The organism is Streptomyces dysideae, assembly GCF_001514305.1.
Taxonomy (GTDB): domain Bacteria; phylum Actinomycetota; class Actinomycetes; order Streptomycetales; family Streptomycetaceae; genus Streptomyces; species Streptomyces dysideae.
In genome coordinates, this window is sequence record NZ_KQ949091.1 from 168,715 (window position 1) to 187,575 (window position 18,861).

The 18,861-nt window shown below is 58.7% G+C and carries 21 protein-coding genes; 9 read left to right on the plus strand and 12 right to left on the minus strand.

Translation table 11 applies throughout. The annotated features are described in order from the left end of the window. The first annotated feature begins 259 nt into the window (after positions 1–259). From AQJ91_RS25605 to AQJ91_RS25620, 5 genes are all read left to right on the plus strand, one after another. Entirely contained in the window at positions 260–478 is a 219-nt protein-coding gene (locus tag AQJ91_RS25605; RefSeq protein WP_159054652.1) for a hypothetical protein, read from the plus strand. Between the two features lie 194 nt (positions 479–672). Beyond that, positions 673–831 (plus strand): hypothetical protein, encoded by a 159-nt coding sequence (locus AQJ91_RS53785; RefSeq protein ID WP_159054653.1) that lies wholly within the window; start codon positions 673–675, stop codon positions 829–831. Positions 832–835: 4 nt separating this feature from the next. Continuing rightward, positions 836–3,013, plus strand: a complete 2,178-nt coding sequence (locus AQJ91_RS25610; RefSeq protein WP_159054654.1) for a type IV secretory system conjugative DNA transfer family protein — start codon at positions 836–838, stop codon at positions 3,011–3,013. 62 nt (positions 3,014–3,075) lie between these two features. Next, complete coding sequence (locus AQJ91_RS54560; protein ID WP_199848025.1) at positions 3,076–3,714, plus strand: hypothetical protein; 639 nt, start codon at positions 3,076–3,078, stop codon at positions 3,712–3,714. A 137-nt stretch (positions 3,715–3,851) separates the two neighbouring features. After that, positions 3,852–4,520 (plus strand): replication-relaxation family protein, encoded by a 669-nt coding sequence (locus tag AQJ91_RS25620; protein ID WP_067026124.1) that lies wholly within the window; start codon positions 3,852–3,854, stop codon positions 4,518–4,520. Positions 4,521–4,532: 12 nt separating this feature from the next. Here AQJ91_RS25620 and AQJ91_RS53790 read toward each other — a convergent pair whose 3' ends face one another. After that, on the minus strand, positions 4,533–5,012 hold the full coding sequence (locus tag AQJ91_RS53790; protein WP_159054655.1) for a hypothetical protein: 480 nt from the start codon (positions 5,010–5,012) through the stop codon (positions 4,533–4,535). A 317-nt stretch (positions 5,013–5,329) separates the two neighbouring features. On the opposite strand from AQJ91_RS53790, the gene AQJ91_RS25625 reads away from it, so the two are divergent. The 4 genes from AQJ91_RS25625 to AQJ91_RS25640 all read left to right on the plus strand — a co-directional run bounded on the left by AQJ91_RS25625 (position 5,330) and on the right by AQJ91_RS25640 (position 8,075). After that, positions 5,330–5,638 carry a hypothetical protein gene (locus tag AQJ91_RS25625; RefSeq protein ID WP_067026126.1) on the plus strand — a complete coding sequence of 103 codons (309 nt, stop codon included), beginning with the start codon at positions 5,330–5,332 and terminating at the stop codon, positions 5,636–5,638. Then, on the plus strand, positions 5,635–5,919 hold the full coding sequence (locus AQJ91_RS25630) for a DUF2958 domain-containing protein (RefSeq protein WP_067026128.1): 285 nt from the start codon (positions 5,635–5,637) through the stop codon (positions 5,917–5,919). The genes AQJ91_RS25625 and AQJ91_RS25630 overlap by 4 nt, the downstream gene beginning before the upstream one ends. Continuing rightward, positions 5,916–6,131 carry a hypothetical protein gene (locus tag AQJ91_RS25635; RefSeq protein WP_067026130.1) on the plus strand — a complete coding sequence of 72 codons (216 nt, stop codon included), beginning with the start codon at positions 5,916–5,918 and terminating at the stop codon, positions 6,129–6,131. The genes AQJ91_RS25630 and AQJ91_RS25635 overlap by 4 nt, the downstream gene beginning before the upstream one ends. 699 nt (positions 6,132–6,830) lie before the next feature. After that, positions 6,831–8,075, plus strand: a complete 1,245-nt coding sequence (locus AQJ91_RS25640; RefSeq protein ID WP_159054656.1) for an L-histidine N(alpha)-methyltransferase — start codon at positions 6,831–6,833, stop codon at positions 8,073–8,075. A gap of 182 nt (positions 8,076–8,257) precedes the next feature. Here AQJ91_RS25640 and AQJ91_RS25645 read toward each other — a convergent pair whose 3' ends face one another. The 11 genes from AQJ91_RS25645 to AQJ91_RS25675 form a co-directional block, all read right to left on the minus strand. Then, positions 8,258–9,118: a hypothetical protein gene (locus tag AQJ91_RS25645; protein WP_234382916.1), complete on the minus strand. Its 861-nt coding sequence runs from the start codon at positions 9,116–9,118 to the stop codon at positions 8,258–8,260. Beyond that, a complete protein-coding gene (locus AQJ91_RS25650; protein ID WP_159054657.1) occupies positions 9,118–9,849 on the minus strand; it encodes a hypothetical protein in 732 nt (243 codons plus the stop codon). The genes AQJ91_RS25645 and AQJ91_RS25650 overlap by 1 nt, the downstream gene beginning before the upstream one ends. 218 nt (positions 9,850–10,067) lie before the next feature. Next, on the minus strand, positions 10,068–11,420 hold the full coding sequence (locus tag AQJ91_RS49975; RefSeq protein WP_159054658.1) for a tyrosine-type recombinase/integrase: 1,353 nt from the start codon (positions 11,418–11,420) through the stop codon (positions 10,068–10,070). Positions 11,421–11,494: 74 nt separating this feature from the next. Continuing rightward, positions 11,495–11,716 carry a helix-turn-helix domain-containing protein gene (locus tag AQJ91_RS57845; RefSeq protein WP_079085180.1) on the minus strand — a complete coding sequence of 74 codons (222 nt, stop codon included), beginning with the start codon at positions 11,714–11,716 and terminating at the stop codon, positions 11,495–11,497. 79 nt (positions 11,717–11,795) lie between these two features. After that, complete coding sequence (locus AQJ91_RS25655; protein WP_067026136.1) at positions 11,796–12,617, minus strand: replication-relaxation family protein; 822 nt, start codon at positions 12,615–12,617, stop codon at positions 11,796–11,798. Between the two features lie 145 nt (positions 12,618–12,762). Continuing rightward, positions 12,763–14,904, minus strand: a complete 2,142-nt coding sequence (locus tag AQJ91_RS25660) for a type IV secretory system conjugative DNA transfer family protein (RefSeq protein WP_067026138.1) — start codon at positions 14,902–14,904, stop codon at positions 12,763–12,765. A 396-nt stretch (positions 14,905–15,300) separates the two neighbouring features. After that, positions 15,301–15,879: a class I SAM-dependent methyltransferase gene (locus AQJ91_RS49985; protein ID WP_159054659.1), complete on the minus strand. Its 579-nt coding sequence runs from the start codon at positions 15,877–15,879 to the stop codon at positions 15,301–15,303. Positions 15,880–16,166: 287 nt separating this feature from the next. Beyond that, entirely contained in the window at positions 16,167–16,439 is a 273-nt protein-coding gene (locus AQJ91_RS53795) for a hypothetical protein (RefSeq protein WP_159054660.1), read from the minus strand. A 12-nt stretch (positions 16,440–16,451) separates the two neighbouring features. After that, positions 16,452–16,682 (minus strand): hypothetical protein, encoded by a 231-nt coding sequence (locus AQJ91_RS53800; RefSeq protein ID WP_159054661.1) that lies wholly within the window; start codon positions 16,680–16,682, stop codon positions 16,452–16,454. Between the two features lie 854 nt (positions 16,683–17,536). Continuing rightward, positions 17,537–18,028 carry a DUF3846 domain-containing protein gene (locus tag AQJ91_RS25670; protein ID WP_067026142.1) on the minus strand — a complete coding sequence of 164 codons (492 nt, stop codon included), beginning with the start codon at positions 18,026–18,028 and terminating at the stop codon, positions 17,537–17,539. 170 nt (positions 18,029–18,198) lie between these two features. Then, the gene (locus tag AQJ91_RS25675; RefSeq protein ID WP_067026145.1) at positions 18,199–18,522 is read right to left on the minus strand and encodes a hypothetical protein; all 324 of its coding nucleotides are present in this window, start codon (positions 18,520–18,522) and stop codon (positions 18,199–18,201) included. Positions 18,523–18,861: the final 339 nt, after the last annotated feature.

Below are 18,861 nucleotides of genomic sequence, written 5' to 3' on the forward strand. Positions count from 1 at the left end.
CCGGCTCCAGGTTGAAGGGCACCCCTATGCCTGCTGACGTGCAGCGAGTTGATCCGTACGACCCAAGACGCGACGCCTACCAAACAGGTACAGCGCTGGCTCGGTGGCTCGCCCAGATCACGCAGCCGACAGAACAAGTCGAGCGGCAGACCGCTCTGAGGCGGACGCACTACGACGACCAGGGCCGCGTGTCCGTGGTCGAAGAGCAGATCATCCACGAGCGCATCACAAGAAGGAGCTGATCTACATGTTCCAGGCCATGACCGAAGACCAGAGCGTCGCCCTGGGCGGGCTGTACCTCCTGATCTTCTTCGGAGTACCGATCGCCCTGTTCCTTTGGGCCTGTCACAGGTTTGGTCCCAGGATGGCCGCTCGCAAGCGTGACCGTCAGATCGAAACGTCCATGCGCCTCGGTCTCCGTGACGCCGAGGCGTACGAGCGCATCGCCCAGCAGATCAGGGATGAACGCCACATCTAGTCATCACCGGCCCCCTCCCGAAGGTCCGTCACCTTCACCCCCCGCAGAGGAAGGCAGCCGAGAACACCTCTCGGCCAGTGCCACCCCTGCTACCGGGCGACCTTCGGCGAGGGGGCCGCCTCGTTGATCCACCCCATCAAATCCCCGCCGGCCACAGCTCGTAGGTCGGCGGCACCTACCCGAGAGGGCATCCCGTGGGAAAGGCCCGGAACTTCCTACTCCTGCTCCTACTGGCCGCGCTCACGATTCGCGTGGCTTGGCTGGCCGTTGAACCGCTGCTTCCGTACGTCGTCAGCGGCCTGGCGATCGTGCTCGTCATGGGCTTCGTGTACTACCGCATGACCAGGTGGTGACAAAATGACACAAACCTACCGCCTCAACTTCCCGACCGATCTCGACGCCGACCAAGTAGCGACGTGGCTACGTGCTTGCTCCGGCACACTCACCACTGGCCCGCGGCGACTCCTGAACGTGTCGTCCATGGTGTTCGAGGTCGAGGCGACAGAAGCAGGCATCCAGTACCGCCTCGTCGTACCGGAGGAAACGGCCGACTTCCTGACCGGCCAGCTGCGAGCCTTGGTCCCAGGCTCAACGGCAACGCCGGCGGGCACGGATGATCCGACCCACCAATGGACAGCTGCGGTCGAGCTGGGACAGACGAACCCACGACGGAGCCTCGGCACCGTGAACCCCGAGGCTCTCTCGGCAAGCCTGCTCGCTGGGATGCAGGGCCTCGGCCGGGGTGAAGCGCTGCTGCTTCAGTGGGTCGTGTCACCGGCACTTCGTCAGCGACCACCACAGGCAACGGGCGAGTTGGTTCTTCCCGGACGACGGTACGCGTCGAAGCCCGACCGCGACCAGATCAACGACGTGCGGGCGAAGCTGTCGGAACCCAACTTCCTCGCGGTGCTCCGCGTGGCCGTGAAGGCTCCGACCAAAGAACGCTGCGAACACCTCCTGGCCCGTGTCCGCGCCAGCCTCCGCGCGGTCGGCAGTCACAGCAACCGACTCAAGCAGCGGCTCGTGACGAGTGGTCGCGTCGTTTCAAGGGTTCAGCAGCGGACGGTGCCGACCCTGTTTCCAATGCAACTGGCCGGCGTCGAGCTGGTCGCCCTGATCTGCTGGCCGATCGGGCAACCGCATGTTGCCGGGCTTCCTCGTTCCCGGACACGGCAGCTTGCTGCTACGGGGGCGATTCCACGGACGGGGCGGGTGGTCGGGCGGAGCAACTTCCCGGGCAACGAACGGTTGCTGGCCCTGTCGCCGCTGGAATCCACCTGGCACATGCAAGTTGTGGGACCGACAGGTTCAGGGAAAACGGCGCTGCTGACGAATTTGATCAAACAGGACATGGACGCCGGTAGGGGCGTGATCCTGATCGAAAGCAAGGGCGACCTCTTTAACGCCGTCCTCGACCGGGTGCCTGAACGCAGGCTGCAAGATGTCGTCCTGATCGACGTAGGCGACACCGCCCATCCTGTCGGCTGGAATATCCTGGCGGGCTCACCGTACGTGGTCGCTGCCGACATCCAGCGCCTTTTCGATCATTTGTACCCACAGGATTCAAGAGGCGTTCGCGTACGACAAGGGTTCTACCACCTGATCCTCACCGCCATGTTGAGCACCGGTTCAATCGCACCCTTGACGTTTGCTGACATTGGCGCGCTGGCTGTCCCGAGGCCGGATCAGGAGGAGTTCGCCGCCCGCCTGATCCGGGGCGTTTCACATGTCGAGGAACTGGCCTCGTGGTGGCAAGGGTTCAGCGACGCCCGGACGAGGGCGACGCACTTCCAACCGATCCTTGACCGTATCTGGCAGCTCAACAACCGGCCGTCGATTCGGAACATCATCGGGCAGAGCCACAGCACCGTGGACATGGGCGAGATCATCCGGGGCAACAAGGTGTTGTTGGTAAACCTTGGTCGCTCAACCGAAGGCAGAGACACAGCCGGATTGCTGGGGTCGCTGCTGCTGAATTCGGTCTGGTCTGCGGTACAGGCCGGGGCGGCGAATCCGGCCCGACCAACCATGCTCGTGCTGGACGAATACCAGGATTTCGCCGGGCTACCGACTCTAGCTGCCGACTGGTTCGCCCAGGCTCGTAGCTTCGGTTTGGCTGTGACGGTGGCACATCAGTTCTTGGGACAGCTCACTAGGGAACTCCAGGACGCGACCAAGAACAACGCGAGGTCTACCGTGGTTTTTCAAACCAGTGCGGACGAAGCCCGAGATTTTGCCCGGCAGTTTGGCCGCAGCGTCACCGACGAGGATTTCATGAACCTAGCGCGGTTCGAGGTGCTTATGCGGCTCGCCACACGCGACGGCGTCAGTTCGCCGGTTACTGGCGTGACGCTGCCACCAGTGGAACCGACCGGATTTGCTGACGAGGTGCGGCGACATTCCCGCCAGACCTACGGACGGCCGCGGGCGGATGTGGAAGCTGAGATTAAACAGCGGCGAGGCGGTCAGCCGGCCCCGACAGCTCCTCACCGGCGTCGGCAGTTCGGTGGACCGAGGAATACAACTGGCGGGTAGCGATGGCTGGGTTGTATGCTGATCCGTTCGGCTCTTTCGAACTCACCCACGGAGGTAAGAAGTTGACAGACATCGAGAAGATGGCCGAGCAGCTGGACAAGCTCATCGAGGAGTACGCCAAGACAAGTAGGCCGCTGTCGAACGAGAGAACACAGATTCACAAGAGCCGTCTCGAAGCTGCTATCGAACGCGCTTCACTGCCCGGCAGCACGTACCGTACGCAACTGGCGGGCATTCGGGAACGAGCAGCATCCGACGGGTGGAGGCTGGAAGCTATCAACGCTATCGCCATCGGACTCCGTGACGACATTCGGGACGGGTGGGTTAAGTCGGTAGTCGAGCTGGTTCACGCCGACATGCACAGTGACTACCTGGAGATGGCCGAGACCCTGCTTGATTCTGGGTATAAGGACCCGGCGGCCGTCATCACTGGGACAACCCTTGAAGTCCACGTACGGGCGCTATGCGTCAAGCACAGCGTAGACATCGCACTGCCGAACGGCTCACCGAAGAAGGCCGACACCATGAACGCCGACCTCAAGAAGGCCGGTGTCTACGACGGCTTGCGGCAGAAGCAGATCACGGCCTGGATGGATCTCAGGAACAAGGCGGCGCACGGTGACTATGCCGAGTACGACAAGGCCCAAGTGCGCCTGTTCATCGACGGCGTTCGGGACTTCATGGTGAAGTACCCCGCATAGTTTCGGGCGTAGGCGAAGCCGTAGGTCAGGGGTAGGCCGACCGTAGGTCTACCCCTCCACCCATACACGACCTGAGCAGCGAGAACGCCACCACCACGGCGTGACTACCCCCAAGGTTGGAACCAGTGGAGCTATCTGTGCGTGACTATGAGGTGTTGAAGTTGGTGAACACCTTTACGCAGCTGGCCTCGACGCACGTTACAGAACTTCTTTTCGCCGATCGCTCGCATAGCGTGCCTGACAAGGTTCTCGGGCGCATGGTGCGGCTCGGCTATCTTTCGCGCGTCGGCAGGCGAACCAGCGGGGATAAGGGCGGGGCGGGTGCATACGCCTACCAGCTCGGCAGATACGGGCGGGCACTGCTCGGGGTAGATGGTCGGCAGTCGCCGACCGTGAATAACCACGCCCTGATGGTCGCCGACGTTTACCTTGAGCTTCGCCGGGCGGAAAAGCTCGGCGTCCTACGGCTAACCGATTGGTCGGTTGAAATAGCCGTCCCCCCAACCGTGCGGGCAGACTTGGCGGTATCTGTGGACTTTCCGCAGCAGTCGCGACAGAGCCGCTACTTTCTAGAAATCGACCTGGGGACGGAACGACCGGCACGAATCACGGAAAAGCTCGCAGGGTATTGGCGGGCGGTCGAAGCTAGTGCCGACGACTGGTTTCCTTACGTAGTGTTCGTCGTGCGGCAGCAGGCGCGTAAGGCCGAGATCGAGCGGACTATCCGCAGGCTTCCCGAGGAGCGTCAGGAGATGGTGCGGGTGTATGTTTTTGGCGAGCTTATTCCCCAGCTTATGCACCTCTAACGACCTGCATGGCTACTGGTAGCGAATCTGACATTCGTTCACGCGCTGTTGGCGCAGTTCCAGGATGACGGTCATTTCCTCGTATGTCTGCGGCTTCATTTCCGCTATTGAGCTGTTGACGTCATCAATGCATTGATTCAATTCTTGCCGACTGTCAACAGGTGGGGTAATTTCGGAAGGTATAGGCGTAGTGGTGGTGGTTGTGCTGTAACTTGTATCCCGTTGGTTTGCAAAAAAAGCAACGAGAAGCAGTACTACTATAGATGTCGCACATATGAGTGTCATAACCGTCGAGACCACTTTGCGGCCGTGGATTAGCGACCTGTATTTCTCCCGCTGCTTGTCATCTATGAGTTGCAAGAGCTTGTTAGAGCGACTATGAGAAATTCCGTACAATATAATGCCCACTAGAGGCATTAAGAGTCCAAGCGCACCCCACCCGTTAAGGGTAGATATAGCATTCAACTCTTTATTTATTTCACTTTCGCTCATTTCAGCTCATTCTAACATTCGCATCACATTGAGGCAATCAAAATGAGGCGAAAAGTATTGAATAACAGGGGTGAATGGTCTATAATTAAAGAGTAAAAGTAAAGGCCCCGCTTGCGACAGGACCTCTACGGTTTCGGCTAGAATTAGTAGCCAAAACCTGATGTTATTTATATCACCTCCTGCCGCTTTGGGCAAGGAGGTTATTTTTTACCAGATACCAGAAACGACATAACCAACCTAGAATCAATTAAATGTAAGCAGCGCCGGAAGTTCGACCACTTCTTGGGTCGGTTTCCTATGGCGCAGGAGAAAAAGGAATGAGAATACAGAACATAGCGAACAAGATTGAAGCGTTAGGCGGCACCTGCCAGATAGACGCCCATCCACGAGACGACAACCGCCACATTGTGAGGCTGACAGGTAAGCTCGGCCGCTACGACATTGAAGCCATTGACTACGGTGCACCGTCGCCGCTGTCTACGGACGCGGACGTGTCAGCAATCGCGTTCAAACATCAGCATGACGAGTCAGACCCTATGACGGACTATTCCGCGTGGATGTTTCTCCGTACGATTGGGTCGCTTGGGATGCTTGCGCCAAAGCGGGCGAAAGAGGGGGTGATGTGAAACTCCTGACCAAAGAGCTGAAACGGAAGCTGCCAGGTTTCAATATCGCGAGACACGAAGCGGTGGCGGTAGCAAAATTCTTTACGCCGTGGAGTAACTGGACCTGGTACGCCGCCGAGTACGACCCGGCCACCCGTACGTTCTGGGGGCTGGTGGACGGCTTCGGCAAGGAGTATGGCTGTTTCAGCCTGGACGAGCTGGAGCAGGTACGCGGGCCGCATGGGCTACGGATCGAGCGAGACTTGTACTTCGAGCCAACGCCGCTCAAGGAGCTGGAGTGAAGGCCGCGTTCCACCTGGTCGACACGGCGACCGGTGAAGTCGTCCAGGAGCTCGGTCGAGGGTGGGCGACGAAGGCTACGCGGTCACGACGACACGAGAGCAAGCAAGTACGCACCCAAGTGATGCAGACACAAGCCCAGACGACACAAGACTTCGTCTTGGCGGCCGGGCTCGTCCTCGGGGTGTTGTTGCCGCTCGTCGTCATGTCGTGACGGTAGACGCCGACACACTTACGCCCGCGCTGCTGCAAGCGCGGGCGTCCTGGTTGATTGAGGGCATCAGGGGGTCGAGGCCGGCGCGCGGTTGGTTGAGACGATCCAGCCGCCCCGCGGGCGCGACGGCTTCACGCCGCGAAGACCTCCACGCTCACCGTCCTGTCCCCGTAGTTGGCGACGTGAAGCACCAGCTCGTACTTGTCGTACGTCGCGCCGAGACGGGTTAGCTGTGGGACAACCGCATCAGAGTCGCGCTTAGGGGTTACCTGAAGCGAGAAGCCTTTGGGTGGGTTGTCTAATGTGAAATTGCCGAGCGAGACGCGTTCTTGCTTTCTTGGCCTCACCTCAAGTTCCCCAACGGGACACGCGTCATCCGGGGTTTCGGATAGGAGAAGCCCGGATGTATCAGATTCTTTTCGAGGCATTGGAACTGGTTTAGCGTCTATCATTTTCCATCTTTCTTTGACTTTAAGGGTGGAATGTTTCAAAGGCGGCGCAATTGGTGTATATTATGTGTAGGTAAATAGCGCGCTTGCTTGAATACTCCACTTTATCTGTTTTAGGGCGTATAATTGCCTTAGTGGTGCAAACAGCAACACCCTGCTGTCTGTGGGGTAGCAAAAGCGCTATGCTGCTTCTTATGTTACAGACTTTCTGTGAAGCATGCAATATTAAATAACTGAATACACGGCCAATATGTTACATTTCAAGAATCGCGAACTTGCCGAAAAATACCACGTGTCTCCAAAGACCGTATCTAATTGGATTGATTTAGCCAAAGGCGGCAAGGTCGACTTGATGCTCATCCAGAAAGGAAAATACTCCTACGTAGCGGACACGCAAGAGAATGATGCGGTTTTAAAACTGCTCGCCGCGAAGGGCAAGAAGTACCGCAACACGGCGTACTTCAAAGAAGTGAGTCCTCGCCCAGAGTTCTACGACATCTATAGCGACCGCCAGATACTCGACATCATCACGAACCTGAGCGTCCATGGTGAGGTTCCGCTTCAGTACAACTACCTGCAAGATGGAGCGAAGCACTGGGAAGACCGGATGACGCGGTTTGAATCCGAGAGTGTCACGAACAGTCTGGCGGGTACCATCGAGCTACTCCAGGACAACCTTGCCGCCATCGATCGCCTGCTCAAAAGCAAGAAGAAGGTCAACGTCATTGATCTCGGGGTGGGTAATGCTCGACCCGTCAAGGAGTTTCTGGGTCACCTGCTAAAACATGGCGTACTACACCGCTACATCGGCATTGACATCAGTCCCGCGATGCTCGGCATTGCCGAACGAAATATCAAGGAGTGGTACGGCGACGCTGTGCGTTTCGAGGGCTACGAGCGCGATATCACCACCGAGCAGTTTGATGATCTGTTAGTTAGTGACATGCTCGACGAGGATGCCGACCAAACCCTTAATCTCGTCCTCCTGCTCGGCGGAACGTCAGTTAATTTCCGTTCCTCGAACGATGCGTTCAAACCCATCTTCAACAGCATGCACCGCAACGACTTGTTGATCCACACACTCAAGCCGGACACCGAGGCTTCGAGGCGGTATCTCGACCTAGGCCCAAAGCCGGGTTCTATCAGCCTTGCGCCGAACTTTAAATACATCCTCGACTTGCTGAACATTGATGAATCGTTGTATGACGCTGAACCCGGCTTCGATGGCGACAAGAGGATGCGCTACGTTCGTGTCAAACTCAAAGCAGCAGTACAGATTAAGTTCGACTTGGGAGGCGGCAAGAAGCGTGTGGTTTCCCTAGAAACGAACGGGCGCATCCTCCTGTTTCGCGCGTGGCACCTCGATACAACCGAAATCATTACCGAACTCGGCAAGGCTGGGTTTACGCTCTTGCAGGCAAGTCTTACCGAGGACCGCCAATACTTCCTGTCGATCTCTGGCGTTGAGAACCGAACCGACATGGAGCGCGTGTAGTCGCGCGGTAGACACAGGCCGCCGATCCTCGACACCCTCCGCGTCGTCCGACGCATATCAACACCCCGCAACCAGTCTCGGCTGCGGGGTGTTTTGGTTGGCGGGATCAAAGGCCGGTGCCGGCATGAGGTTGGATCGGGCGGTTCTAGGACGAGACTGCGACTGCTGGTGATGGATCGAACTCATGCGCAGCCCGGTCGCTTCGTCTCTCGAACCACCCTGAAGATCGCCACGGCCCCCAAGAACGGCGACGGGCCGCCGGTAAGGGGATAGTTGTCCTTCGCTCCCGCGTAGAGGGCGAGCTTCTTCTCTGCGAGCTCGTCCAGGATGGCGGTGATGCTTCGCTGTGCGTCCCGTACCGAGGAGCGAGAGAACTCGATGTCTCCTGAGATGTCGCTCCAGTCCCGGAAGCTTTGAACGGCGCTGTCTATGAGGTCCTGCTCTTCGTCGGTGCAGTCGTCTGGTTCCTCGTGCGGCAACCATCCAAGGCAGCCGGAGAGGATCGGCCAGAGGTCACGCCCTATCTTCATGTGGTCGAGCACCACGACATCAAACGCTGGCTCGTCGTCCATCGTGACGACGTCGATGATCCTGTCGACCTGCACCCTCTTGAGCTTGCTGATCTCATCGGCAAGCCTCTTGATCCCCCACACCTCGATGGTGATGCTCCGGTACAACGGGCGAAGCTCGTTGTCGATGAACTGGTCGACCTCGCCCGGCAAGGTGTCGTTGGTGAGGAAGCGCCACACCTTCACGTCGCGGTGCTCCAGGAGACAGCCCTCCAAGTCACCGCGGATCTTCGCCTTGGTCTTGTCGATCCGCTCGCCGCGCGTCGCGTGCGCCGCGAAGAACACCCGGGCCTTCGGACAGTAGCCGTCGTTCTTGGTGTCGCCCTTCGGTCCAGCCGCCCGCACCGGCTGATAGTCGCCGGGGTACAGCTCCAAGCCGAGCCGATCCATGCAGTCCTGGAAGGTGTTTCCCTCAAGTCGGAGGAGCTGACCCTCCACGAGCTTCCGCAGCGAGTTGTGATCCACAGCAGCCATTACCGCACGGCGCGCACGTCCGGCGCAGCTAGGTTGGGCGGATCAAGAGGCCCTGGCCGGCGTGGGGTTGATCCGGCCGCTCCAAGGCCACGAGCGTCAACCGAGTTCCACGCCTGGGTGGGAAGAGGCTGCACCCTGGCTTCGATATCCCGAAGAAGGCGCAGGATGTCCCCGGGCAGGAGGAAGGACTGTGTTCTGTCGGTGTCATGAAACAAGGGTGTGCCGTGCATCACCGCCGTGATCTCTTTGCTCGACCACTTCACGGGGTGTTGCGGCGTTGATCGGATGTCGAACTTCCCGTTGTGTGCAGCAGCGTTACGGACATGACGAAAGAATTGCCACTCGGTGTCGTTACTGTCGTACTCGTCCTTGACAACCTCGTAGCAGGACAGAATCAGCATGCGGAGCGGTGTCGTTAGTGCGGAAAGATGTAGATAGTGTCCATGCTCGTAGATCTCCTCCTCGATCTCTGAAATGACAACGTCGATGGGCTTTCCAGTCTGCGACTGAAGCTCAAACTTCTGCACAATCAAGGGAGTTTTCGACGCATCCTTGAAGCTATCGAGCTGTCGCGCCTCGAAAACATCACTAGGAATGGCTCCTCCGGCCGCAGCTACCCGGTCAACGAGCTTGCGAGCGACGAGATCGTTGTATCCATGGGTTGCAGCAAAGTAGCCTATGATGAATGGGTAGAATGGTTTGGCGCGATCAAAGAGGAAGTCGGGTTTCATCGGCTCATTTTACCAATTTACGCACCTGTTGTACATCGGGTTTACGCGAAGCTCAACTAAACCACGACAACTGCTCGGGCACCTGGTCGTCAGAAACGGCCATTTTAACGGCAACGGCGCCAACAAGCCACACTCTTCGACGCATTTTCCATCGTTGATCCACCTCTGTTGCGCGCTCCGTAATGCTGTCGTGAATGTTCATGGCATGGAAGAGGTCATTAGTCCAAATCTTTGACGGCAGCGCTGACGGCAAGACTGCCGAGCAATGACACTCTTCGTAGGTCTTGCAAGGCTGCGTCAACCTCTGTTATTCGGTTTGTCCATGTGCGTGGAAGGCGGCTGGTACTTAGTTTTGGTCCATGCATTCGGGGGTTCGATCCCCTCCACCCCAGCCATGAAAAGGCACCGAGTAACCTCGGTGTTTTTTCATGGTCGTTTGTTCCGAGTAAAGTTGCCAGCGTTGATTTTGGCGTTTGACGGCTAAGTTGACGGCTACCGTAGCCGTCAACCCCTTCCGTCGACGTGTTGTCGTGTACCAATGGCAGCACCGCGCCCTCCATGAGCCGCAATGACTCACGGCGAGAGTCCATTGTGTCGTGCTGGTAGATCTGCTGCGTGATGGCGATGTTGCTATGTCCGAGGATCAGTTGAGCATCGCGAGCAGGCACGCCGAGGTCTTTTAGGTTGGTGGCGGCAGCATGTCGCAGGTGATGAAGCTTGATCCTACGAAGCTTGTGACGAGCACAAATCGTCTGAAACGCCCTGGTGAAGTTGTACGGCTCGATCGGTCCTCCCGATGAGCTAGTGAAGACCAGGTCATTGTCATCTGTCTTGACTCGCCGCTCTCGATGCTCTGACAGTTCATTAGCCACCATCGCAAGGAGCGGCAAGTCTCGTCGTCCAGCTTGTGTTTTGAGTGGGCCAAATTGAAGGATGCCGTTCGCTCGTAGGAGTTGCTGGCGGACGTGAAGCTCACCATGCACAAAGTCAACGTCTTGCCAACGCAGCCCGATTACCTCGCCGCGACGAAGCCCGTAGATAGAGGCAAGCAAGAACGCGGGGTACCACTTGTGTTCCTTGGCTGCCTCCAAGAATCGGGTGACTTCCTTGGGCGTCCACGGCTTAACGTCATCCACCTGATGGCGGGGAAGTTCGACTAGCCTCGCGACGTTGCGAGTGATTAGCTCCTCTCGCATCGCCCGACTCAATGCCGGACTGAGTACCTCTCGAAGTATCTGCACCTTGCGGACAGAATGGCCCTCGGTAATATGCTTGTTCAGGAACCGCTGGACCATGGACACGGTCAGCCGTTTCAGCGGCGTATGGCCAAGTCCAGGCTTGAGATGCAAGCGTACGTTGACTTCATACAGCTCATAGGTAGATGGCCGACGATTCGGCTTGACGACCTCCGCCAACCAGTAGTCGAGGTAGTCACCGAGCAACCAGTTTTTGTCTGCGGTCGGGATTCCTTGCTGACTCTTCGCCTTGGCCTCGGTCAGCTTGATGTGCACCTCGGCGCGGGTCGCGCCGTAGACGCGAACCCGCTTCGTTGTGCCGCTCGTCGTGAGCACGTAAACGGCACCTTCATACCGACCATCCTTACGCCGGTAGATTGTGCCCTCGCCGTTTGCGTTACGACGAGCCATTAGGCGAATGACCCCCGCCAAAGCTGCTGGACGTACTGCCGGAGGGCATCGACCGGCACAAACCGGCGACGCCCTATGTGGACCGAACCCAATTGGTTCGTCCTGAACAGGTCGTACAGCTTCCACTTACTAATACGCAGTCGGGTGCGTGCTTCCAGTGTCGTCAGAAGTTGCGTGCCATCTTCGGCACCATGGGTCGCGTTTAAAATCACCTCATTCATAAATGTGTCTCCCTCTAGTTAAACTTTTTCGGTCGGGCCTGTGAACCTCCCGGCGGCGCTCTAGCATGTGGTTTTGACATCATGCGGCAGCTCCTTGCTCCGCCCCTCCAAGCAGTCGCGGGCCGTCACCGAGGAGACCGACGTCAAAGAGAGCCTGGGTGTCGGTTGCGAGCTTCTTCACTACGCCCGCGATCTGTTCACGACGACGTGCCGTTTCAACCAGCCAGACGACTTTCGGGAAGACGCCGCGCCACTGCTGTTCCACGCCGCTCCGCCAGTAGTCGACGTACCGCAGGCACTTCTTCTGAATGGTCGGCAGCGTCTCGGTGGACAGATCGACCTCGATGAAGCTGCTGTGTTCAAGAGCGGCCCGGCCTACGCGGACGTACGCGTCCGGCCTGACCATGACGAGTTCGTTGTGCTTCCCGGTGAAGTGACGCCAGGCGGCCGGCTCGGCGTCATACGCCAGTAGTTCGCCCTGACCAACCCGGTGCCGCTCGACAAGTTGGACGTACAGTTCAGCGACGGCGAGCATGTGGTCTTGGAAGTACGGTTTCGACCCCCAGACCCGACGACGGCGACCGCCGAGCGGGCCGTCAGTGTCGAGGACGGCTTGACCCAACCCGCTCAACCCGTAGATGTAGCCGGACGATCCCGCCCGCACGCCCCCGATGATCCGCGAGAACCTTGTCACCAACCCGAGTTCGGTAAGTCGGGTCATCATGAGCTGCGCCCGGCGGGTACGAGCACGGGGCGATCCATCCGTCACGAGGAGCCGTTGTAACTGCCGCCCGCTTGCCAGGCGAACCCGCTGCAAGACGGTGAGCGCGGCAAGGTCACGCGGACTGAGCCGAGAGCGCAACCGGGCCACCCGCGCGGTTTGCAGTCTGGGTTTCACCATAGGAAAGCTCCTCTTCCTATCGGTGAAAATCTCGCTGGCGCTTGCTCGGCTCTAACAGAGGGACAGCGGCACAGGCAACCGACACGGAGCGAAGCGTGACGCGAACCGCGAGGCGAAGGCCTGGACGAACATGAGCACCAGACCGTCATGCCGTCCTCCGTGGCTGTTGGCCGATCCGTCCATCCGGCCGGGCGTCGTTGCCGTTCCAGCGCTGCCGTAGTTCCTCATCGAGGGCCTGGCCGTCGACCCCGTACCGCGCCGAGCTTTCACGTCGTAAGTCGGTCGGATCACTGAGGGCCTGGCCGTCCGGCTGAAGCGTGCGGATAAGGAACGGTTCGCTTGGCCGGTGGTTCACCAAGACTTCGGCGTACGCCTCGTGAGCCCCGAGGAGCGACACGTCATTCGCCACCAGGCCGCCACCGAGGACACTTGCCAGCGTCGAGGAGTCCTCGGCACTGGGGCGAAACACCACACGGCTACGGGCGTTGGCGATGATCCCCGCCCGCATCTTCGGCGGAAGCTGGCCCATGTGCTGATGCGCCACCGTGAGCCCGACACCAAGGCCGCGCGCCTGGGCGAACATGTCGCCAAGGTCGACGGGTAGCCGGAGGTACTGCTGTACCTCGTCGATCACGACCATAACGGCGTGACGTTGATGTGCGGGCGTCACCGCTCGTCGCTGCATCGCTTGCCAGAGCTGCGTCACCAACAGTGCCCCGATCATCTGCGACGTCTCCTCCCCAATGACCCCCGTGTTCAGGTTCACCAGCACGATGCGCGGACGCTGGAACAGCTCGTCTAGCGCGAACCGCGGTGACGCTTGACCGAGCAGTCTTCGGATGGCCGTGCGGCTGAGGAAGGCGCGCGTCTTGTTGAGAACCGGGCTGATGACTTGTTGGCGTTCGGCCTCTGACAGACCGTCGTACCAAGAGAAGAAGGGAGCCAGGACAAGCGGATCGTTGACCGCAGCGAGCACTCGACGACGGAACGCCGCATTGGTCAGGATGACCGGCAGGTCGGCGAGCGTGCTTTGGTTGCTGCGGGAGAGAGCCACCAGGGCGTGCATGAGGACATCGGCGCTTCGAGGGCCAAGGCTGGTGCCGTAGAGCTCACGGAACAAGTGCAAGAGGTGGTCGGCGCGCTGCTCAGCGTCCTCGGCTGATCCCGCCAGTGGGTTGAAGCCGACGACCATCTCAGCCTGACCCGGCTCGATGACCACCACGTCCTTGCGACGATCCGCGGGCACGCCGGCCAGGATCGCTTCTACGAGGTCGCCCCGAGGTTCCAGGACAAAGACACTTCGCCCGGCCGCGACGTCGGCATGAAGCAGTTGGTTCAGGAGTGTCGATTTTCCGCTTCCTGTTGGCCCGACGACGTGCAGATGATGTAGCGCACTTTCGACCGGCAGCGTCACCAGCTGGTTGCGCTGACTTGGATGCAGGCCGGCGCCGAGGACACGGCTCGTCCGTTGGTCGCGAGCATCTACCGGAACCGTCAGCGCGGAAGGTGCCGGGTACTGACGACCGCGACCGGTGACAGATGAACCAGCACCGTCTACCGGCCAGCCGACGACCGACGCCAGCTCTGCCACGTTGAGGATGCCCGACCACCGGTTGCCGCTCTCCGCCTGGTCGAGCTGGTGGACGCTGCGAGCGATAGCCCGCGTGATCCACAGTTCTGCCCGGCTGCTGCTGACAAGTTGGAGTGCTTCGCCAAGACGACGCACAAGGAGACGGGCAGATTCAGGGCTGCGAGCTCGCGCCCCGATTCGGCCCCGGACAAGGAACAGCTGCTCGGCTGTCTTGAGCTTCCAGAGTCGGCGGTCGTCCGTCGTCTCCTTGACGACAGCGACCAGGCCGAGGGCACGAGCGATGCTGAACGCTTCCGGCTTGGTGCGCCTGGACTGCTTCGCCCCGATGACCCACTGGACGACGACGGATTGCCCTCGCTTGAGGGTGTTCATAATTTCGAGGAGTCCAGCGGTGACGCTGGCCGTCATGTCGGTGCGTACAGGGTCGGCGAGGCTCGACAACTTCGCGTTGGCCGCGACCAGGGGCGTGGGTCGCTTGAGGTGGTCGAGCGGAACCAGCACCAGGCCGGGAAGCTGCGCTTGCAACTGGCCGGGCAGTTCACGGGCGATGCGGTGGTCGAGGCCAACCAACCAGCGGACGTCACCACCGGATAGCCCACGCATCTCAAGGGCGACGGCCGGCGTGCGCTTGAACCAGCCAACCAATGGCCGGTAGGCCAGGGGTTGAAGTGCTCTGACCACATCTGGGGCGGTCATGTCGTGGGGAAAGTGAATCTCGAACCAGGCGAGGCCGGTGTGATCCGGTGGGCTTGGTCGCTTTGCTCGGGGTGTTAGTGAATCTGTCTTGGCATTCGTCCTCCTATCTCGTTCCTAAAATCCGAGGGCATACGAAACAAGGCCAACGCTCGGAAGTGTTGGTTGCTTGTAGCGATGCTGCTTCGGGTGATTGTGGGAGCTGCTGACCTCGGGTGGTCGCCTGCTCCTGTTCCACTATGGGGAAGTAGACGGGGGTATTCAATGACTTTGGCGTGGACTACAACACCGATGCGAACGAACTCAACAGGGGTGAGATGCCAATGGGACGCGAGCCCATTTACTATACTTATGCAAGTGACTGAGGATAGGTTTAAACCACCCTCCGGGCGTTGACGGTCACTTCCGACAAATAAAGCAGGTAGCCCATTCCAGGTCGAGTTCCCGGACTTCGCTAAACGACTGGCCTAGGGTACTGCGGACTTCTCGCCCGTCAACGCTGATGGGCGTGGCGTCCTCGTCCGAATGATGAATTTTAGTAACAAGGATGAGGGTTCCGTCGGGGCTTAGGAGGTTGCTCATTTTCTCCACACACTTCTTCTTGTCCTGCAAGAACGCATAAACTAGCTTGCACGTGATGAGGGAGTATGGCCCCTCATAAAGGGTGACACTCTCAAAATCTTCGCATATATAATTTATGCCGCGGTCTAAGTAGGCCGTGGCAGCTTGGGCACGCTCAATCGCGGAGGATGACGGATCAATGCCTGTCGACGTGTGGCCACGATGGAAAAGGTCCCTCGTCAATCCGCCCGTGCCGCAGCCGATGTCTAGGTGCTGCTTCTTTTGATCGGGCGGCAATAGCGCAAAGATGCGCTCAAGATCGACAGGGAACAATGGACGGAAGTCTTTGCCTCCGTCGTATACCTTGCTCCATTTTTGATCTGTCGTGTTCATAATTTCTTGGTTGGTTAGTCTCACCCCCGCCACATCTTCAGAGACTACTTATGCTTTCTTATGTGCCGGACGAGGGCCCAGGCAACGGCAGCCCAGAAAAGGACAACTGCATAGGGGATCAAGATTATGACTACGTTGATGAAATCGTCCATACAACTACTGGCGCCCCTCTTTCTTCTTGCTGTTCTCCTTTGGGCGTCTACTGCCGTACCAACTTACGATCGGACCAAGGAAGATGGAAAGGAGTGCTGTAAAGAGCAGGAAGAAGACGAAGATAGTTTCACCTATCGGGAGTATCCAGGGGTCCACGACTACTTCCGTTCACCCTTTCTGGGCTTCTTCCTTGCCTGATCGCTTTTCTTTAAATCGCGCCATGCATAGCCAATAACGATCCAGCTCATGAGTGCGACTATCCAGGCCGGAGCAAGTTTGCTGTCCGATAGGTACAAGGCTAGCGCCATTATTACGCCACCTATTCCAATTGCGAGATCTGCATAGGCGGTCTTTTTGGAGATGCCTTTAACGATGACCGCCGTCAATAAGCTGAGGATAAAAATAACTACAATTACAGTATCGGCGGTCATATGGCTCTCTGACTAACCTCGCGTTAAGCCTAGAATGAATTCGATCAATTTGTAGCTACCAGCAAGAAGGATTCCGCCCAGTATGAGCGCGATACCTACAACCCATACAGTCATGTCGCTGTATCTGCTGAAGGCTCCGATAATAGTCACTGTAATAAATCCGGCGAAGGCGGCAATAGTTCCTAGAACTAAGCGCAGGCGCTCGCCTACCGTTGACTCGGTATTGGGTGTCAGCTGTTTCATAAATTCTATCCTCTAGATTTTAGTGTTGCTGTACGGGCGAGACGGGTCTTTCGACTCCGCCCCGCCCGCCGGACTACTCCGCTTCTAGCAGTAGTAGGCCTTCAACCCCTGGGTCTCCCAAGGAGCCGCACTCAGATTGAACTGAGTACACATGCCACGGTTGGCGTACTGGATCATGTACCAGCGGTGACCCATGACGAGTCCGTACGCCAGACCACCCCAGACGGTCGGCCAAATGGCCGGAGGGATGGACGCGTCGTATGCGGCTCGACGGGTCTCCTCCTTGTTCAGGTAGATCGTGCATCGGGGCCAACCACAATTGACAGACACGGCCTCTGCGGGCGCGGCTGTTGCGAGGTTGACACCGACCGACATCGTGGTGACCAGCAGCAGGGAAACGAGCCCCTGCTTCACTCGGGGGCCGAAACCCTTACGAGTCAAACCCATTGCTTACTCCTCTGGGTGGGGGTTGTGAATGTGCGAGATTCACGCCAACAAGCCGCCCGGTGCCTGACCGAGGTAGCGTGGCATTACGGAATACAAATGGCTTTTATATATCCGCTCTCGTCGATGGTGGATTATGAGGCATTTCTAATATAATTACAAGCTCTAACTGTTTAGAAAAGAAAAATCCCTCATCCCGACATGGCTTTGCCGGGATGAGGGTCCGCCGTCACCGTCGGGAGTAAGCGCAACGGGAGGCGGGGTATGGATGCGGCACGCACGCCGTCACGTAGTCTATTAATGACACAGTCCGATCATCTTGCAGAGGGCGGAATTTACAACGCGCGCGTATTGAAGACCCGCCCCGATAACCCATACAGGTCACCAGGACGGGGGTGTTCTACCGGCCACTACTCGGCACGGATGACTCGCGCGTTCCTGACAGTCGCGTACGTCTCCTCGTGGATGATCGCGTAGTTGTACGCCTCCAGCCAGTCGGTGAACGTAATCGCCTTACGCGACCACGGGCCGTCAGGGTGATGCAGGAACTCAACGCCGTACATCTCGGTTTCCAGCAGCAGTTCAATCAGCTGCGGGGGCACCGACTTGGTACGTCCATTCCTACCAGGCGCACCCGTGAGGATTGCATCCCCACTGATATACGCCTGGCCGCGGAGCCCCTTGGCGTGCTGCCACAACATGACCGTGGTGCGCATGTTGAATGGCAACGACCAAAGCATCGCGCCGTCGTTGGCAAGGATCGAGGCCGGCGGGTGGTCGAAGTTGAACGCCTCGAACTGGCCGCCAACCATCTCTTGGATGGTTTCTACGTTCTCTGCGTCGAACTCAACCCGCTTGATGGGTTGCTCTTCGTCGCAGGGAAACAAGATGCCGGTTATCACGGAACCACTTACTTTCCGACCGTGGGACTGCGTCTGAGGTGACGGTCGTTTCACCTCAGATTTGAACCTCACGGCCAAAGTGATGAAGCCCCGCCCCGATGACCCATGTGGGCCACCAGGACGGGGGATTTCCGTACTGCCGGGAGCGTTGGCAGATACGGAGACTGGGGTCAGCTGCCGTTGCCGACCTTGGTTCCGGGAACGCGGCCACGGGTGCCGCGTGCGTCCTTGAGAATCTGGGACATGTTGTCGGCAGCCTTGTTGAACTCCTCCAGGGGCACGTACGCGTCGCGCTTCTTGCCGTCGGGCGTCGTGATTTCGAGGATCACGAGGTCCTCAGAAATGTCCTTGAACGCGCCCAGCTCGGTGACGAGGACGTCCAGTGCCTTCGGCTGGTCAATGTCCGGGTGCTGTCGGACGACGACACCGGCGAACTGCTTGTCGGTGCCCTGCTTACCGCTGAGGTCTGAGACCTTCTGGCTTACGATTGCCATCTTTCTGCTCCACTCGGTTGTTTCGGTTCTCGGTCGAGGCTTGTTCCTCGGCCGTACTTCTATTACACAAAAATGTTCTGTTGGAGGACTTGGTGAGTTTGGTCGGTGAAGGTTGCTGGTGCAAGAAAGCTGAAAATGTCGTGCCGATTCGGAAGCTGACAGCGCGGCCGGACATCGCAGCCAGTAGAACGAGGGGATCAAGCGCGCACCGCGGAGGACGGCCGGCCGGGGCCTGTTGGATGGCTAGATCAAGCTGGCAGCTCCGAGGCTGAGGAGCCCTTCGACCAGCACGGCGACCGGTGGGAAAAATCTCTCGGCGACTACGGTGTGCCGTGGGAT

Bases quoted from the DNA above. Each gene is read 5' to 3' on its own strand.
- AQJ91_RS53800 (WP_159054661.1), bottom strand. From the start codon at position 16,682: ATGAAACAGCTGACACCCAATACCGAGTCAACGGTAGGCGAGCGCCTG.
- AQJ91_RS25640 (WP_159054656.1), top strand. From the start codon at position 6,831: ATGTTACATTTCAAGAATCGCGAACTTGCCGAAAAATACCACGTGTCT.
- AQJ91_RS25655 (WP_067026136.1), bottom strand. From the start codon at position 12,617: ATGGTGAAACCCAGACTGCAAACCGCGCGGGTGGCCCGGTTGCGCTCT.
- AQJ91_RS25610 (WP_159054654.1), top strand. From the start codon at position 836: ATGACACAAACCTACCGCCTCAACTTCCCGACCGATCTCGACGCCGAC.
- AQJ91_RS25645 (WP_234382916.1), bottom strand. From the start codon at position 9,118: ATGGCTGCTGTGGATCACAACTCGCTGCGGAAGCTCGTGGAGGGTCAG.
- AQJ91_RS53795 (WP_159054660.1), bottom strand. From the start codon at position 16,439: ATGACCGCCGATACTGTAATTGTAGTTATTTTTATCCTCAGCTTATTG.
- AQJ91_RS53790 (WP_159054655.1), bottom strand. From the start codon at position 5,012: ATGAGCGAAAGTGAAATAAATAAAGAGTTGAATGCTATATCTACCCTT.
- AQJ91_RS25605 (WP_159054652.1), top strand. From the start codon at position 260: ATGACCGAAGACCAGAGCGTCGCCCTGGGCGGGCTGTACCTCCTGATC.
- AQJ91_RS25675 (WP_067026145.1), bottom strand. From the start codon at position 18,522: ATGGCAATCGTAAGCCAGAAGGTCTCAGACCTCAGCGGTAAGCAGGGC.
- AQJ91_RS25660 (WP_067026138.1), bottom strand. From the start codon at position 14,904: ATGACCGCCCCAGATGTGGTCAGAGCACTTCAACCCCTGGCCTACCGG.
- AQJ91_RS25650 (WP_159054657.1), bottom strand. From the start codon at position 9,849: ATGAAACCCGACTTCCTCTTTGATCGCGCCAAACCATTCTACCCATTC.
- AQJ91_RS57845 (WP_079085180.1), bottom strand. From the start codon at position 11,716: ATGAATGAGGTGATTTTAAACGCGACCCATGGTGCCGAAGATGGCACG.
- AQJ91_RS25625 (WP_067026126.1), top strand. From the start codon at position 5,330: ATGAGAATACAGAACATAGCGAACAAGATTGAAGCGTTAGGCGGCACC.